12 protein-coding genes and 1 pseudogene are annotated in these 13811 nt (G+C 63.7%); 9 read left to right on the top strand and 4 right to left on the bottom strand.

Features of this window, described 5'->3' with window-relative positions:
* The first annotated feature begins 154 nt into the window (after nucleotides 1-154).
* Nucleotides 155-1366, top strand: a complete 1212-nt coding sequence (locus QOD90_RS22475) for an acyl-CoA dehydrogenase family protein (protein WP_526353207.1) — start codon at nucleotides 155-157, stop codon at nucleotides 1364-1366.
* Between the two features lie 13 nt (nucleotides 1367-1379).
* Here QOD90_RS22475 and trhA read toward each other — a convergent pair whose 3' ends face one another.
* Nucleotides 1380-2138, bottom strand: coding sequence for a PAQR family membrane homeostasis protein TrhA (gene trhA / locus QOD90_RS22470; protein WP_526353205.1), 759 nt, complete (start codon nucleotides 2136-2138; stop codon nucleotides 1380-1382).
* 203 nt (nucleotides 2139-2341) lie between these two features.
* Nucleotides 2342-3826, bottom strand: a complete 1485-nt coding sequence (locus QOD90_RS22465; protein WP_526353203.1) for an MFS transporter — start codon at nucleotides 3824-3826, stop codon at nucleotides 2342-2344.
* Between the two features lie 67 nt (nucleotides 3827-3893).
* Here QOD90_RS22465 and QOD90_RS22460 point away from each other — a divergent pair, with 67 nt between their 5' ends.
* Together QOD90_RS22460 and QOD90_RS22455 are read left to right on the top strand one after the other, a co-directional pair.
* Nucleotides 3894-4694, top strand: coding sequence for an SDR family NAD(P)-dependent oxidoreductase (locus QOD90_RS22460; RefSeq protein ID WP_526353201.1), 801 nt, complete (start codon nucleotides 3894-3896; stop codon nucleotides 4692-4694).
* Between the two features lie 128 nt (nucleotides 4695-4822).
* Nucleotides 4823-5230: a hypothetical protein gene (locus QOD90_RS22455; protein ID WP_526353199.1), complete on the top strand. Its 408-nt coding sequence runs from the start codon at nucleotides 4823-4825 to the stop codon at nucleotides 5228-5230.
* Nucleotides 5231-5327: 97 nt separating this feature from the next.
* Here the strand turns inward: QOD90_RS22455 and QOD90_RS22450 are convergent, their stop codons facing one another.
* Nucleotides 5328-5732, bottom strand: coding sequence for a hypothetical protein (locus QOD90_RS22450; protein ID WP_526353197.1), 405 nt, complete (start codon nucleotides 5730-5732; stop codon nucleotides 5328-5330).
* Between the two features lie 77 nt (nucleotides 5733-5809).
* Between QOD90_RS22450 and QOD90_RS22445 the strand changes: the two genes are divergently transcribed.
* A complete protein-coding gene (locus QOD90_RS22445) occupies nucleotides 5810-8437 on the top strand; it encodes an ATP-binding protein (protein WP_526353195.1) in 2628 nt (875 codons plus the stop codon).
* A gap of 11 nt (nucleotides 8438-8448) precedes the next feature.
* Here the strand turns inward: QOD90_RS22445 and QOD90_RS22440 are convergent, their stop codons facing one another.
* On the bottom strand, nucleotides 8449-8877 hold the full coding sequence (locus tag QOD90_RS22440) for a PaaI family thioesterase (RefSeq protein ID WP_526353209.1): 429 nt from the start codon (nucleotides 8875-8877) through the stop codon (nucleotides 8449-8451).
* Between the two features lie 339 nt (nucleotides 8878-9216).
* On the opposite strand from QOD90_RS22440, the gene QOD90_RS22435 reads away from it, so the two are divergent.
* From QOD90_RS22435 to QOD90_RS22415, 5 genes and pseudogenes are all read left to right on the top strand, one after another.
* Complete coding sequence (locus QOD90_RS22435; RefSeq protein ID WP_526353193.1) at nucleotides 9217-9714, top strand: HAD domain-containing protein; 498 nt, start codon at nucleotides 9217-9219, stop codon at nucleotides 9712-9714.
* Nucleotides 9715-10588: 874 nt separating this feature from the next.
* A complete protein-coding gene (locus QOD90_RS22430; protein ID WP_526353191.1) occupies nucleotides 10589-11038 on the top strand; it encodes a MarR family winged helix-turn-helix transcriptional regulator in 450 nt (149 codons plus the stop codon).
* A gap of 282 nt (nucleotides 11039-11320) precedes the next feature.
* The gene (locus QOD90_RS22425) at nucleotides 11321-12187 is read left to right on the top strand and encodes a hemerythrin domain-containing protein (RefSeq protein ID WP_526353189.1); all 867 of its coding nucleotides are present in this window, start codon (nucleotides 11321-11323) and stop codon (nucleotides 12185-12187) included.
* A gap of 91 nt (nucleotides 12188-12278) precedes the next feature.
* The gene (locus QOD90_RS22420) at nucleotides 12279-12926 is read left to right on the top strand and encodes an NAD(P)-dependent oxidoreductase (RefSeq protein WP_526353187.1); all 648 of its coding nucleotides are present in this window, start codon (nucleotides 12279-12281) and stop codon (nucleotides 12924-12926) included.
* 642 nt (nucleotides 12927-13568) lie between these two features.
* A pseudogene (locus tag QOD90_RS22415) lies at nucleotides 13569-13811 on the top strand (hypothetical protein); the annotation flags it as partial.

The following is a 13811-nucleotide window of genomic DNA, read 5'->3' as shown; positions in this document are numbered from 1 at the left end:
ATGTACGTCAAGCCGTAATGATTCGGCCGGGGGTGCTTAGATGGGTACGTACGGCCTGTGTACAGTTGTTCACCGAATGAAATGACGTGGTTGCCACGGGCGACCATTCCGGCCACCCATGCGCGGGACGAATCCGCCGAAAGGACCAGTCGTAATGACGTTTTCGCTCGAGCTCCCCGACGACGTGATCGAGGTTCGAGACTGGGTGCACGACTTCGCTGAGAAGGTCGTGCGACCCGCGGCGGCGGAGTGGGACGAGCGGGAGGAGACTCCATGGCCCATCATCCAGGAGGCCGCCAAAATCGGCCTCTATTCGGTAGAACTCTTCGCCACGCAGGCAGGCGAACCGTCCGGCCTTGGCATGCTGACGGTGTTCGAGGAGATGTTTTGGGGTGACGCCGGCATCGCGCTGTCGATCATGGGCACCGGACTCGCCGCCGCGTCGCTGGCAGCGACCGGAACACCCGAGCAACTAGGGGAGTGGTTGCCCCAAATGTTCGGCACCGTCGACGAACCCCTGCTCGCGTCGTTCTGCGCGTCGGAGCCGGGGGCCGGCTCGGACGTGTCGGCCATCATCACGAGGGCGCGGTACGACGAGGCCAATGATGAGTGGATCATCAACGGCACGAAGACATGGGCCACCAACGGTGGCATCGCCAACGTGCACATCGTCGTTGCGTCGGTACATCCCGAGCTGGGTTCCCGCGGCCAGGCGACGTTCATCATCCCGCCGGGAACGAAGGGGTTCAGCCAGGGCCAGAAGTTCAAGAAGCACGGAATCAGGGCCTCGCACACGGCGGAGGTCGTGCTCGATGACGTTCGCATTCCCGGACGCCTGATCATCGGCGGCAAGGACAAGTTCGACGAGCGGATCGCCAAGGCGCGCGAGGGCAAGAGTTCGGCAGGCCAAGCCGCGATGAAGACCTTCGAGCGAACCCGCCCCGCGGTCGGCGCGATGGCGCTCGGGGTGGCGCGCGCGGCTTATGAGTACGCGCTGGAGTACGCCCAGCAGCGCGAGCAGTTCGGTCGCAAGATCGGCGACTTCCAGGCGATCGCGTTCAAGCTCGCCGACATGAAGACCAGGATCGACACCGCGCGTCTGCTGGTGTGGCGCGCTGGCTGGATGGCGCGCAACGACAAGCCGTTCGTCAACGCCGAGGGGTCGATGGCCAAGCTCGCTGCCAGCGAGACCGCGGTCTACGTGACCGACGAGGCCATCCAGATCCTCGGTGGCAATGGCTACACCCGCGACTATCCCGTCGAGCGGATGCATCGCGACGCCAAGATCTTCACGATCTTCGAAGGCACCAGCGAGATTCAGCGCTTGGTCATGGCAAGGGCGATCACCGGGCTGCCGCTGAAGTAGCGCGCTCGGTCAGCTACAGGACGAGCAACCAAATCGCGGCGTAGTGGCACAGCGCAGCCGCCGCGGTGAACGCGTGGAAGAACTCGTGGTAGCCGAAGGTCTGCGGCCACGGGTTCGGCCAGCGCACTCCGTAGAGCACCGCGCCGATGTTGTAGAGCACGGCGCCGGCGATGAGCAGACTGACGACGGCGACACCACCGCCCGCCAAAAGAGCTGGAGCGAAGAAGACCGCGATGTAGCCAAGCAACAGGTACAGGGGCACCCCTACCCACCGGGGTGCGGACGGCCAGAACATCTTGAGCGCAACGCCCGCGGCGGCCCCCGAATACACGATGGTCAAGACCAGCTTGGCCGTGTCCGGCGGCATGGCCAGCAGCGCCAACGGTGTGTAACTGCCCGCGATGAAGATGAAGATCATCGAGTGGTCGGCACGCTTCATCCACTTGTAGGTGACCGGATTGTGCCAGCGCACGCGATGATAGACCGCGCTGACGCTGAACATGCCGATGATCGTCGCCGCGTAGACGAGGGTGGCCAGACCGGCGTTCGGTCGCCCGACGAGCCATGCCGTCGGCACCAGTGCCGCGCCGGCCAAGATGGCGCCGATCGCGCAGACCGTGTGGATCAGGCCGCGTGCGCGCGGGACGTGAAAGAAGTCGGTGACCGTGTCCGCGAGGACCTGGGGTAGGTCGTCGTCACCGCGCAGGATCGCCGGTATGTCGTCGTCAACCGCCGGTGCTGCTTTGGCGGATCCAGTGATCATGCCGCTCATGTGGTAACCGATCTGTGCTCGTTCAAGACATCCCCATTGTCGAGGTAGAGCCGTTGCCAATCGGCGTGGCTGCCGCAGTGCACGGTGGAGCCTGGCGTCGAGGGTACCCAAGATGTGGCCAGGAATGATCGCTGCCGAGCGATGCGCAGATCACGATGGGGTGAACAGTTGGCATCAGCAACGTCCTTAGTCCCACTCGGGGTTCAGCCCCATTCGTGATTCATGGCGCGGGAGTCGACGGTGGCCTCGGGCGAGACGACGTCGCGCTGGCCGTTGCGTGATCCGGCGATCAGCAACATGGCCAATCCGGCGGTGACGGCGCCCGCAACGAAGATCGTCACGAAGCCGTGTTCGGGTGGCAGGCCCGTTGCGGGGTCGGTTCGACCGAGGAGCACGGCCACCAGTGCCGCGGCGATCGAACTGCCGACCGTCCTGGCGATGGCGTTGACACTGGTGGCGACGCCCGTCTCGTTACCTTCCACCTCGCTGACCACCAGCGCGGGCAGGGCCCCGTAGGCCAGGCTGATGTACGCATTGGTCCAGATCCCAGCAACGATCACCTGCCAGGGTTGGGAGTGCGCGAGGGCCAGCCAGAGGAATCCGACGACACCTGCCATCGCCCCGCTGACGAGGATCGGTCGGGCGCCGAAGCGGTCGATGAACCGACCGCTGAGGGTCGCCGTGACGAACCCGGTCAGCGCGCCCGGCAGCAGGTACACCACGCTGGCGTGCAAAACCGACGCGCTGAACCCGTATCCGGCAACCGTGCGATCGATCTGGACGAACTGCGTCAGGCCGAGGAAGCCGAAGTACAACCCCATGCCGACGAACACCGTCGCGAGATTGGTCAGCAACACCGGACGGCGGGTCAGCATCTCCGTGGAAACCAGTGGGTGGGTGCGACCGCGCTCCCACACCCACCACGCGACCAACACGGCGACGCCGAAGGCTGCGGACCCGAGCGTCGACGGTGCCGACCAGCCCCACGAATTGCCCTGTGTGATGGTCAGGAGCACGGCCGACAGCCCGGCGGCCAGACCCGCGGCGCCCCACCAGTCGATGGTGCCGACTGTGGCGCCCGACCGGGACGGAATGGCTGCCAGCGCAACGACTATCACGAAGATGACGAAACCCGTCGTCAGCCAGAACACCCGGTGGTAGCCCGCGGTGCCGTCCATCAGGAGCCCCGTGACCACGAGGCCCATGCCGCCGCCGAAGCCCAGCGTGCCGGACAACACTGCGAGCGCGCCGACGACGCTGCCCTTGGGAAGTTCCTCGCGCAAGATCGCGACGCAGATGGGATACAGCGAGTACGACACGCCCTGCAGCACACGGGCGAGGATCAACAGGGCGAGCGAGGTCGTCGTTGCTGCCAGTACGGAGCCGACGAGGACGACGGCCAGCACCCCGAGCAGGACGCGCTTCTTGTCGAGCAGATCGGCGAGGCGTCCGATGAGCGGAGTCGACGCGGCGGCCGCTAGAAGGTTTGCCGTGACCGCCCAGCTGACGGCGACCGACGAGGCGTGCAGCTGGTGGGCGATGATGCCGAGGATCGGCACCACCGCGGTCTGAAGCACCGCCACGGTGAGCGCCACCAGGCTGAGGGCGGCAACGAGGAGCCGGGGCCGAGGGTAGGGGGCGCGGGTTTCCGGTGGCTGCGCCGAAGCGCCCGTGCCACCTTTTCGCATGGGTAATTATGTCGTCTATGGAACTGCCGACGAAGCCGGGGCCCTGCCTCGAAGCCAAGGACAGGTGATGAGCAGATTTCATGGCAAGGGTGTTCTGGTTACCGGCGCGGCATCGGGCATCGGCAGGGCGACGGTCGAACGCCTGCTCGGTGAGGGCGCCTACGTCGTGGGCATCGACCTCGCGGTCGATGCGCCGATCGGCCTGGCAGGTGACGGATTCGCCTACAGGGCGGTCGACGTGCTCGACGCGGAAGCCGTCAGCGCCGCCGTGGCCGCCGTCGTGGCCGGGAGCGGTCGTCTCGACGGCGTCGTGCATGCAGCTGGCGTCGCCGGTGGCGGACCGGTGCACCTCCTGCCCGACGAAGAGTGGGACCGGGTCGTGGGCGTCAATCTCAAGGGCACCTTCGTGGTGGCTCGGGCCGCGCTCGCGCAGATGGTGCAACAGGAGCGGGTGAACGGCGAGCGGGGTGCCATCGTGAACCTGGCCAGCATCGAGGGCCTGGAGGGCACGGCCGGCGGCAGTGCCTACAACGCGTCCAAGGGCGGAGTCGTGCTGCTCACCAAGAACACCGCAATCGACTACGGGCCCAGCGGCATTCGGGTCAACGTGATCTGTCCGGGATTCATCGAGACGCCGATGTTCGACTCGGTGATGGGCATGCCGGGTTTCGAGATGCCGCGCGAGGGATTGCGTCACGAACACAAGCTTCGACGGTTCGGACGCGCGGACGAGATCGCCTCGGTGGCGGCCTTTCTGCTGTCGGCCGACGCCAGTTTCGTCAGTGGCCAGGCCATCGCCGTGGACGGTGGCTACACCGCAGGGCGCGACCACGGCGTCACCGAGTTGATGGGATTGGGAGAGCAGTAGACGAACCGGCATTGCGACAGGGCGATTCAACGAGCTCACACGACGACCACCGATGGTGTGAACAGATGGTGACCACTTCGTGAATCACCAGCAGTTTCGGCGCAACACCGAATTCTTATCGTGCGTTGATGATGGTGTCACCGCGTGCGCAGTATCTGTACGGCAAAATCGTTGTCGACATCGAACGATCACCGGAGGCGACACGTCCAGCTGGGGCGGCGGTTGACCCAGGTGCCAACGCTTCGCATGGTGACGTGCGCCAGGCCGAGTACTACCAACAGATGCTGCAGGACCTGCGGATTGCAGTCGAGGACGAGGTGTCCCACCACTGCGCATCGTTGGCGGTACACGAGGCCAACGGTGACTTGCCCGGAGTCAGGCGGTCGCAGCGGATCATCCGTGTCAAGGAAACTGAACTGGCGGCGATTTACCGGCTCATCGATGCACTCAGCTCCAGATTTCCGACCTCCCAGATGTACTCTCCGGATCTAACCGCATTGTGTCCGGAGCCTGAATTGACGTCTGAGACAGCATAATTCGCCGTAGCCGCGAATGGTGGTGACGTCGGCCGGCACGTCTCTATCGTCCCAGTGACGTATTCTGTTGGCTGACAAGCCAATTGCAGCGGAACGGTCAGGACTTCTTCGGTTTTGCTTGCCTCTGCGAAGGCTTCTTCGAGGGTGACGCGCCTGAACCGCGAGTGGCAAGTCGGCCGAGAGTGGATACGCCAGGAACGGACGACACAGCCGTGAATACGTCGCTTCCCGTCGCCACGAGTGCCTCAAGTTGGGGGAGCAACGCATCCATCGTCCGGATCATCGGATCGGCAAGGGCGAGGTAGCGTTCGGCACGGTCGATGGCCACGTTGAGGCGCTCGGTGGCGGTGGCCAAATTCTCCAACAGATCCGGCAGTTGGCTCGCGAGTTGTAGCGAAGCGGGCGGGACACGCATCGCGCCGCTGGCCACCGATTGCGCCGTTTCTGCCGCAGCCTCGATGGCGGCTTTGATGTCCTTAGGGCTCGGAACCTTCTGACTCATGCGACAACGATGCCACTTGATGTGGCATTCCGTGACATTCTGGGCGCGTGGCTGCGGGGGACCCACCTTCGGGGGTCGTGACCTTCTTGTTCACCGATATTGAGGGTTCGACCCGTCGGTGGGAAGCGGACGCGGAAGTGATGCAGGCGGCTCTGTCCAAGCACGACCGGGCGCTTCAGACCGCGATCGACTCGCACGGCGGCTTCGTCTTCAGTCACTCAGGCGATGGTCTGGTCGCTGCGTTCGCGTCCCCACGGTCCGCCGTCGACGCGGCCGTTACGGCCCAGCTAGGGCTTGAATTGCCGGTACGAATGGGTATTGCCACTGGAGAAGCCCAGCTGCGCGATGGGGACTATTTCGGAACGGTGCTCAACCGCGCAGCACGCGTGATGGCCGCAGGGCACGGTGGTCAGATACTGGTGGCCGACTCGACCGCCGGACTGCTGAGTGGGGTGGAGCTGACAGATCTCGGTCCGCGACGACTGCGGGATGTACCAATACCCGTTGGAGTGTTTCAAGTACGGTCACCGGGTCTGCGGATGGATTTTCCGCCGCTGCGAGCTCTCGATACGACGCCGGGAAACCTGCGTCAGGCGACCACGAGCTTGATTGGGCGCGACACAGAGGTCGTGAACATTCGGGCAGCGGTCATGGCGCATCGGTTGGTGACGCTGACCGGCGTGGGCGGGGTCGGCAAGACCCGTCTGGCGTTGGAAGTCGCGACACATCTGGCCGACGAGTTCCCCGACGGCGTTTGGGTTTTCGAACTCGCAGCCGTCACTGACCCCGCATCGGTGCCCGACGCGGTGGCCGCGGTGCTGGGTGTCACCCAGCAACCCGCCAAGACCGTAAGTGAGTCCGTGGCCGCCGCGCTGGAAAGTCGCTCGCGGCTGTTGGTGATCGACAACTGTGAGCACGTCCTCGATGCCGCCGCCGAACTGATCGAAGCGATACTCGCGCACTCGGCGACGGTACGAATCCTCGCCACCAGCCGAGAAGGACTTCGGGTTGCCGACGAGCATCTTTGGGCGGTGCATTCGCTCGACTTGACCGACGGTATCGAATCGGCAGCTGCGGTGCTGTTCGTCGAACGCGCGGCCGCTGTCAGGAAGCAAGTCGCGCTGACCAAGACCAGTGAATCAGCAGCCGTCGTGGAGATCTGTCGTCAACTAGACGGGTTGCCCCTTGGCATCGAATTGGCGGCCTCGCGCATGCAGTCAATGACGGCCACCGAGGTATGCGACCGCCTCGGCGATCGTTTCCGTCTTCTCGTTGGTTCTCGCCGCGCGCTGGAACGCCACCAAACACTGCGTCACGCCGTGCAGTGGTCCTATGACCTGCTCGACGATGGTGAAAGGTCGGTACTGGCAAGGTGTTCGGTGTTCGCCGGCGGATTCGACCTCGCCGGGGCTCAAGCCGTCACAGGCTCCGACGATGACTTCGCGATGCTCGACATACTTGACGCGTTGGTGCGCAAGTCGCTGTTGGTCGCCGATCAGTCCTCGGGGCGGACTCGGTTTTCCATGCTGGAAACGATCCGTCAGTTCGCCGAGGAACAACTCGCCGGTACGGGCGAGGCAACTGAGGCACGCACCGCCCACGCCCGCCACTTCGCCGCCCGTGAAACCGACATCCTGGCGCTGTGGGATAGCCCCCGTCAGAAGGAGGCTTACGATTGGTTCACTGTCGAATTGGCCAATCTGCGCACAGCGTTTCGGTGGGCTGCCGACCGCGGCGACCTCGACGATGCCGCCACCATCGCGACCTACGCGGCGTTCCTCGGCCTTTGCATCGATAACTACGAGCCCATCGCCTGGGCCGAAGAGCTGATCGAGCCCGCCCGTGCTGTCGACCATCCCCGGCTCGCGTTCCTCTATGTCATTGCGTCGCAGTGCTACACATCCGGACGCGTTGAGGAGGCTGTGCGTTACAGCGACGCAGGGATCCCGCTTGTTGAGAGCGCCCGGGGCGAGGTGCCGTTCGGCATCGAAGGCCTACTGTCCATCACGTACCTGTACGCAGGCCAGCCCAAACGGGCGGTCGACTGGTGCCGCAGCCGGGTTCAGAGCGGTCGTGACACGCACGCGATGTCGAGGGTCAACCTCATCGTCTCCCTGACTGCCGCCCAGTCCTATGACGACGCGATCGCGGCAACGGCGGGGGTGATCAAAGCCGCGGAGGCCACCGGCAATCCGTGGGCGCTCTCGTATGCACTGATAGCCTTCGGGGTCGCCCACCTACACGCCGATCCGGTCGGTGCGCTCGAGGCCGGTCGCCGCGGGATGCAGGTTGCCGAAGGCAGCGGGAACCGGTTGACCAGGACATACCTGGCGATGCTCGTCGCCAGAATCGAGGTCCTCTACGGTGACTCGCGTCGCGCGCTCCACTACATCGACATAGCGATCCACAATTACCACGACTCGGGTAACCCAATGACCATGCGAGCACCGATGGCTGCCCTCGCTACGGTTCTTGACCGGATGGGCCGTTACGATGCCGCAGCCATCCTCGCGGGTTTCGCGTCAACTCCCTTTGCCGTGACGATCGCACCTGAGCTTCTCACTGCGGCAGCCCACCTGCGCACTGCCCTCAGCGACCAGGCCTACGAATCACTTGCCCGCAAGGGCGAGACTATGAGCATCGCCGCCATCGTGACGTACGCATACGACCAAATCGACCAGGCGCGAATAGAACTGGGTGCGTAGGCCGCCATGAGTCAACCGATGTGGGCTGTTGCCTCCAAGTTCTGCGGGGCGTCGACAAGCATGAAAGTCGCGGTCGATCTCAGCAGCACGCGCTCTTCTCCATCGACGATTGTGCACTCCGAGCTCAGAAGCCTCTTCCCCCTGTGGACCATCTTCGCCTCCGCGATGAGCGGTCCGCTCTTCGGCTGGCGGTAATAACGGACGTGAATGTCCGTCGTCACGGTGAACTGCGGTCCGAACTCGTAGGTGCCCCAAAGGCACGATGCACACGCGGCGTCAGCCAGCGTTGCAAGCATTCCTCCGTGAATGGTGCCGTCGTAGAAGCCACGGATCCCGTCGGTCAACGGCATTGAGACCACTGCGACACCTGGCTTGTATCGCACGATGTTCATTTGCAGTTGATCGTGAACCGGCGAAAGACGCAGCTGCTCGGTTGTCATCATGTTTGTACCCCCTCGGCACGAACCAGCTACTTACTGGTGGCTCCCCACGAATATTGCCGCACTAACAGCTAACCGTGTCGAGGTACGACATATTGGACGTGACACTCCGTCTGACAGCTGACAAGACCGCGCGGAGGCCACTCGCACCTTCGATACCGAAGCCGCACGCCGAGAAGTCAATATCCCAGCAGCACAAGGCAATTCGTCATCGTGACGATTTGTACGACGGCCAGCGGGCAGGGAGTGGGTCGGCATGAAGTAAACCGGCGGGCTGGCGCTGAACGGCCACCCGGGAAGTCTGAGCGGAGTCGGCCGGGAGCTTGATAGGTTGTTGCGGTGGTCGGCCGTGCGCTGTTGTTCCTGGATGTGGATGGCACGCTGTTGCCCGGCGGTGGGGAGGAATTCGATGCGACGCTTATCGATTGGCAAGAATGGCAGAGTGTGCGAAACCCGCGGCTAATTCGGATCGACTACACGCATGGTCGACGTCTGCGGGCCCTTGAGTGCGATCTGGTCTGGGCCACGGCTTGGATGCACGACGCCAACGACGTAATCGCTCCGCTGCTCGGGCTTCCTCCGTTACCTGTGGCTAATCTGCCTGAAGCGCCGCTGGAGGATCCGATCGGCACCCTGCATTGGAAGACGGCAGCGTTGGTTGCAGCTGCCGCCGGTCGTCGCTTCGTCTGGCTCGACGACGAGATTTCCGACATCGATCGCGCATGGGTGGATGCACATCATGAAGGATCGGCATTGCTTCATCGTGTCGATCCGAGGTTCGGGTTGACCGAAGCCGACCTAGCCGTGGTCGGGGACTGGCTGACGTTAGCCGATTAAGTGCTCGTTTCCGAGGCGTAAGCGGAATGCAAGCGAAACTGCCTAATACATAGTAATTCGCTGGTCTCATTAGTACGGTTGCCCACCGCCTCGGCGTCGGTGACCGTCTGGCAGCCGACTCAACCATGTGGATGCCACTCGTAACGTCGATCTCGACGTCGCCCGCTGAATGGCAATGACCCAGCGGCACATACCAATTCGTCATTGCGACGTTTTCGTTGGGGCGGGCCGACATGAAGCTCACCGGCGGGCCAGTGTTGACAAGCACCGCATCTCGTCGCCTAACGGATAAATCATTCATTGCATGCTGCAGCTACGGTCGATAGGCGACACGGGCGAGTCCGTGCGCCTTGTTGCAACCCGCATCGGGCTTGCTGGTAACGGTGCGTGCTCGATAGGTGCGAGTTGCTGTGGGGGAGACGGGGCCCGTGTGGGCCTCCGCCGCCAATGGCCGGCGATGCAGCCGCCCATACCCTGGCTGCCAATTTCCGCGTTCGGGGAAGTCTCACGGTCGGAGCCGGGTGGCCTCGGTCATTCACCAAATTGGCGGCAGCGGCTGACCGCAAGCCAAGACCCCGTCGTCCATCGGTGACCTTTGGGGGTCGTACTTCGATAGTCGCGCTGGTGACATCACCCCGGGTTTTCGTATCACCGGGCGTGGCCTTACTAGTCAGGTAGCATGACTACTTGAGTCGAAGGGCAGAGCCAACCGCCATAGCCACGAAGTTGCTGAGCGCATGGGTGACACGGGTGGAACCGCGCCAGCTCAGCAAGGCGCGTGGCGTTGCCGCGTGTCGGCACTGATCTGGCTCGGCGGTACTGACGTAAGGTGTGTACCTCGTGCGGGCGGGTGGACGATGGAGCCGAGAACGGTATGGACGACGAGCAGCCGGTTGATTTAGGGGTTGCGTTGTTCATCCCGTATCGCCACATGGAGGACCGAATCTTCCGGGCTCTCGGGGATGCCGGTTTCGACGACTGGACCCTGGCCCAGGTTCGGGTGTTTCAACGAATCGCCCCGGACGGTTCACGTCTCACCGACCTCGCCGAACAGGCGCAAATGAGTAAACAGAGCGCCGGGGTGCTGGTCGATCAACTGGAACGCTTGGGCTATGTCCGCCGGGTCTCCGACCCAACCGACGGCCGCGCCAGGCTGATCGTGTTCGAGGAGCGTGGCCAGCGGGCGGCCGAGGTGGCGATGACGACATCCAGCAAGATCCTGGCGGAGTGGAAGGCCTACTTGGGTAGCCGCAACTTCACACTGTTGCAGCAGATCCTAGATCAGCTCCGCGAGATCACCGACCCTTACGCCCACAAACCGTAGCCTTCGCCGAGCGTGGGTCCTCAAAGCCGTTGGCCAGGTATTCCAACCGGACAGGCTGGCATCAGTGGGCTGCGCCCGCCCTTGACATAGTCAACTTCATTGACTATTGTAATCAACGATACTGACACAAGCTCGCCCAGGGCGAGTGACGGCAACCTCCGCGGTGCCACGACGAACCGGCCCCGCTGCGGGACTTTCCCCCGCCGCCCAGACCTCGTGCGGTCCGGCGCCGCGCGGGCCACCGCACACAAACCCGCTACACCCATCTAGAAGGAGATCGCCATGAGTCTCAGCCTGACTTGCGGCCCGTCCGGCACCGTCATCACCGGGGAGACCGAAGAGGAGTTGGTGAGCAACGTGCAGGCACACGCCCGCGAGCACGAGCTCACCGAGCTGTCGCGCGAGCGCATCCTCGCCGAGCTCCGCGAAAGGGACCTCGAGCAGCCAATCGACGCGGCGGCCTGGGCCGCCATAACCGCCCCCACTGCCGCGCCCAAGCTGTGCGACACCAGTGACATGGTGATCGTCCATCGCATGTTCCGCCGAGAATGCGCTCTGCTGCCTCAACTCGTCGGTGCGGTACCTGTCGGTGACGTCGCTCGGGTCCGCAGCGTCGCCGGGCATATCCGCGAAGTCCTCGACATGCTCCATCACCACCACCTGGGCGAGGACGAGCTGCTGTGGCCGAGACTGGCGACCCGGACCCGATTACACGTCGATCTCCTCGCGCGTATGGACAGCCAGCATCACGTCCTCGCGGTGCTGCTCGAGCGCGTCGCGACCACGCTGCCCGCGTGGCGGGACACGCCCGCCGCGCACACCGCCGCACCACTGACCGCGCTGCTGACGCAGATCTCGCATGGACTCAACGAACACTTCGACGAGGAAGAAGCAAAGATTCTGCCGATCGTCGAACGCGTGATCACCGCCACCGAATACCGGGAGGTGGGCCGACGGGGACTGGTATCTATACCCCTGACACGCCGACTCATCGTGCTGGGCTACCTCCTCGAAGACACCACCCCGCGGGAACGAACCGACTTCCTCGCCGCCGTCCCCGCACCCGCCCGACTCGCGTACCTCCTCATCGGAGTACGCCAACACCGCTACGAGGCCATGAGACTCCGCGGCCCACTGCGATATCTCTAAACCTCACAAGAGTTTCCACGACGTCCACCACGCCCTGTCTCGCCCCTTCCGGTCGACTGCCGTACCACCACCACACCCTTTATCCGCTCTATTGAAAGCGAAAATTGTGAAGCTACTTGTCCTCGGAGCAACCGGCCGTACCGGCATCCACTTCGTCAATAAGGCACTTGACCGGGGCCACCAGGTCACCGCTCTCGTTCGGCGGCCCGACGCCAGCGTTGACCCGCGCGCTCAAATCGTCAGCGGCGACGTCACCGACGCCGCTGCGATCGCCACGGCAGCCCGAGGGCACGACGCCGTCATCAGCACGCTCGGAGTAAAGAACGTCCGCGAAACCCCGACGCTGATCACGGACACGGTCCGCGCCGTCATCGAGTCCGCGAAAACTTCGGGAGTCGATCGGTTCGTGATCATGTCCGCATTCGGAGTCGGCGAATCCCTCGCGAAGGCATCATTCCTCGCCGGCCTAATATTTCGTACGGCACTGCACAGGAAATACGAGGACAAAGCCGCGTCCGAAGTTCTCTTGAAAGCCAGCAGCCTGAAATGGACCCTCGAATACCCCGGAGCCTTAAACGACCGGGCCGGCGGCGGCTACACCACGATCGCGCTCGGGGACGTAACGACATTACCGATCCTCCCCTCAACCTCTCGCGCAAACGCCGCCGACTTCCTCCTCCGCTCCGCTGTCGAAAACACCTTCATCCGTCAAGTCGTCGTCGTCACCAACACCAAGTAGCAGTCCAGCATGCGTGATCTACGAAGTCGGCTCCAGTGGGCGCGGAATGAGCCCCGTCAGCTCCTCAGCCATGCGCAAGCCCGCACGCAGCGTCCTAGAATGAGCCAGTGCCACAATGGAATTCGTCACAGTGACGAATCAATGGCCAACGGCCCGGGCTCGCAACCGTTGGGGCTGGCGGCATGCCGTGGGCTGACGGTCACTGATCGCCCTCATGGATCACGACCGAATGAATCAATGACCCTCGGCGTACTGACGGCAGATGCGTGCTCGGCCGACGCGTCTAGACAGGCCACGCGACGGCGCTGAGCAGCGCCGATCGATCAAACATCGTGTGGTGCGAGCACTTTCACCAGATCCAACTCGCAAGCTTTAAGCTAGAAGGGTGCGTGCTCGGTAGGTGCGAGTTGGCGCTTCGGTTGAACCGCCGCGCGTGATGGAGGCCGAGCACCCGAACGTCGCTTGATAGGGGATGGCGACTGGCTCATCGAGGTGATCGAGCGCACGTTGACGGTCGGGGAGCTCGTAGGGCCGGGGGGTTGGTAAAGCGTGTAGAGGCTGTACCAGGATCGGATGAGTCCCTACTGCGTCCTCGCCGGTGGTCGTATATTTCCTGTCGTCATCACACAGCAAGGAGGCAGCATGTTCGCCTGCGAAGCCGTCGATCTCGACTTTCTCGACACGGCTCCCACCAGTCTTGATGTCGTCGTTCGCGTCCACCGCCCGCCGAGCGAGGTCTTCGCAGCGCTTGCACACAACCCGGCTACCTGGGGCGAGTTCTACCCCGGCTTCGACCGAACTGGCACTTACCACACACCGGCGCCCCATGGCGTTGGCTCCCGCCGCACAGCCCGGTTCATTGGCGCCAAGTTCGACGAGACCATT

Source organism: Mycobacterium sp. (genome assembly GCF_032161845.1).
Taxonomy (GTDB): Bacteria; Actinomycetota; Actinomycetes; order Mycobacteriales; family Mycobacteriaceae; genus Mycobacterium.
Note: the sequence above shows the minus strand (reverse complement) of the source record. Positions and strands in the feature narration are given on the sequence as shown.

Excerpts from the sequence above, each read along its gene's own strand:
- trhA (WP_526353205.1), bottom strand. The coding sequence starts at position 2,138 with ATGAGCGGCATGATCACTGGATCCGCCAAAGCAGCACCGGCGGTTGAC.
- QOD90_RS22465 (WP_526353203.1), bottom strand. The coding sequence starts at position 3,826 with ATGCGAAAAGGTGGCACGGGCGCTTCGGCGCAGCCACCGGAAACCCGC.
- QOD90_RS22425 (WP_526353189.1), top strand. The coding sequence starts at position 11,321 with ATGAGTCTCAGCCTGACTTGCGGCCCGTCCGGCACCGTCATCACCGGG.
- QOD90_RS22475 (WP_526353207.1), top strand. The coding sequence starts at position 155 with ATGACGTTTTCGCTCGAGCTCCCCGACGACGTGATCGAGGTTCGAGAC.
- QOD90_RS22440 (WP_526353209.1), bottom strand. The coding sequence starts at position 8,877 with ATGACAACCGAGCAGCTGCGTCTTTCGCCGGTTCACGATCAACTGCAA.
- QOD90_RS22450 (WP_526353197.1), bottom strand. The coding sequence starts at position 5,732 with ATGAGTCAGAAGGTTCCGAGCCCTAAGGACATCAAAGCCGCCATCGAG.
- QOD90_RS22460 (WP_526353201.1), top strand. The coding sequence starts at position 3,894 with ATGAGCAGATTTCATGGCAAGGGTGTTCTGGTTACCGGCGCGGCATCG.
- QOD90_RS22430 (WP_526353191.1), top strand. The coding sequence starts at position 10,589 with ATGGACGACGAGCAGCCGGTTGATTTAGGGGTTGCGTTGTTCATCCCG.
- QOD90_RS22455 (WP_526353199.1), top strand. The coding sequence starts at position 4,823 with ATGATGGTGTCACCGCGTGCGCAGTATCTGTACGGCAAAATCGTTGTC.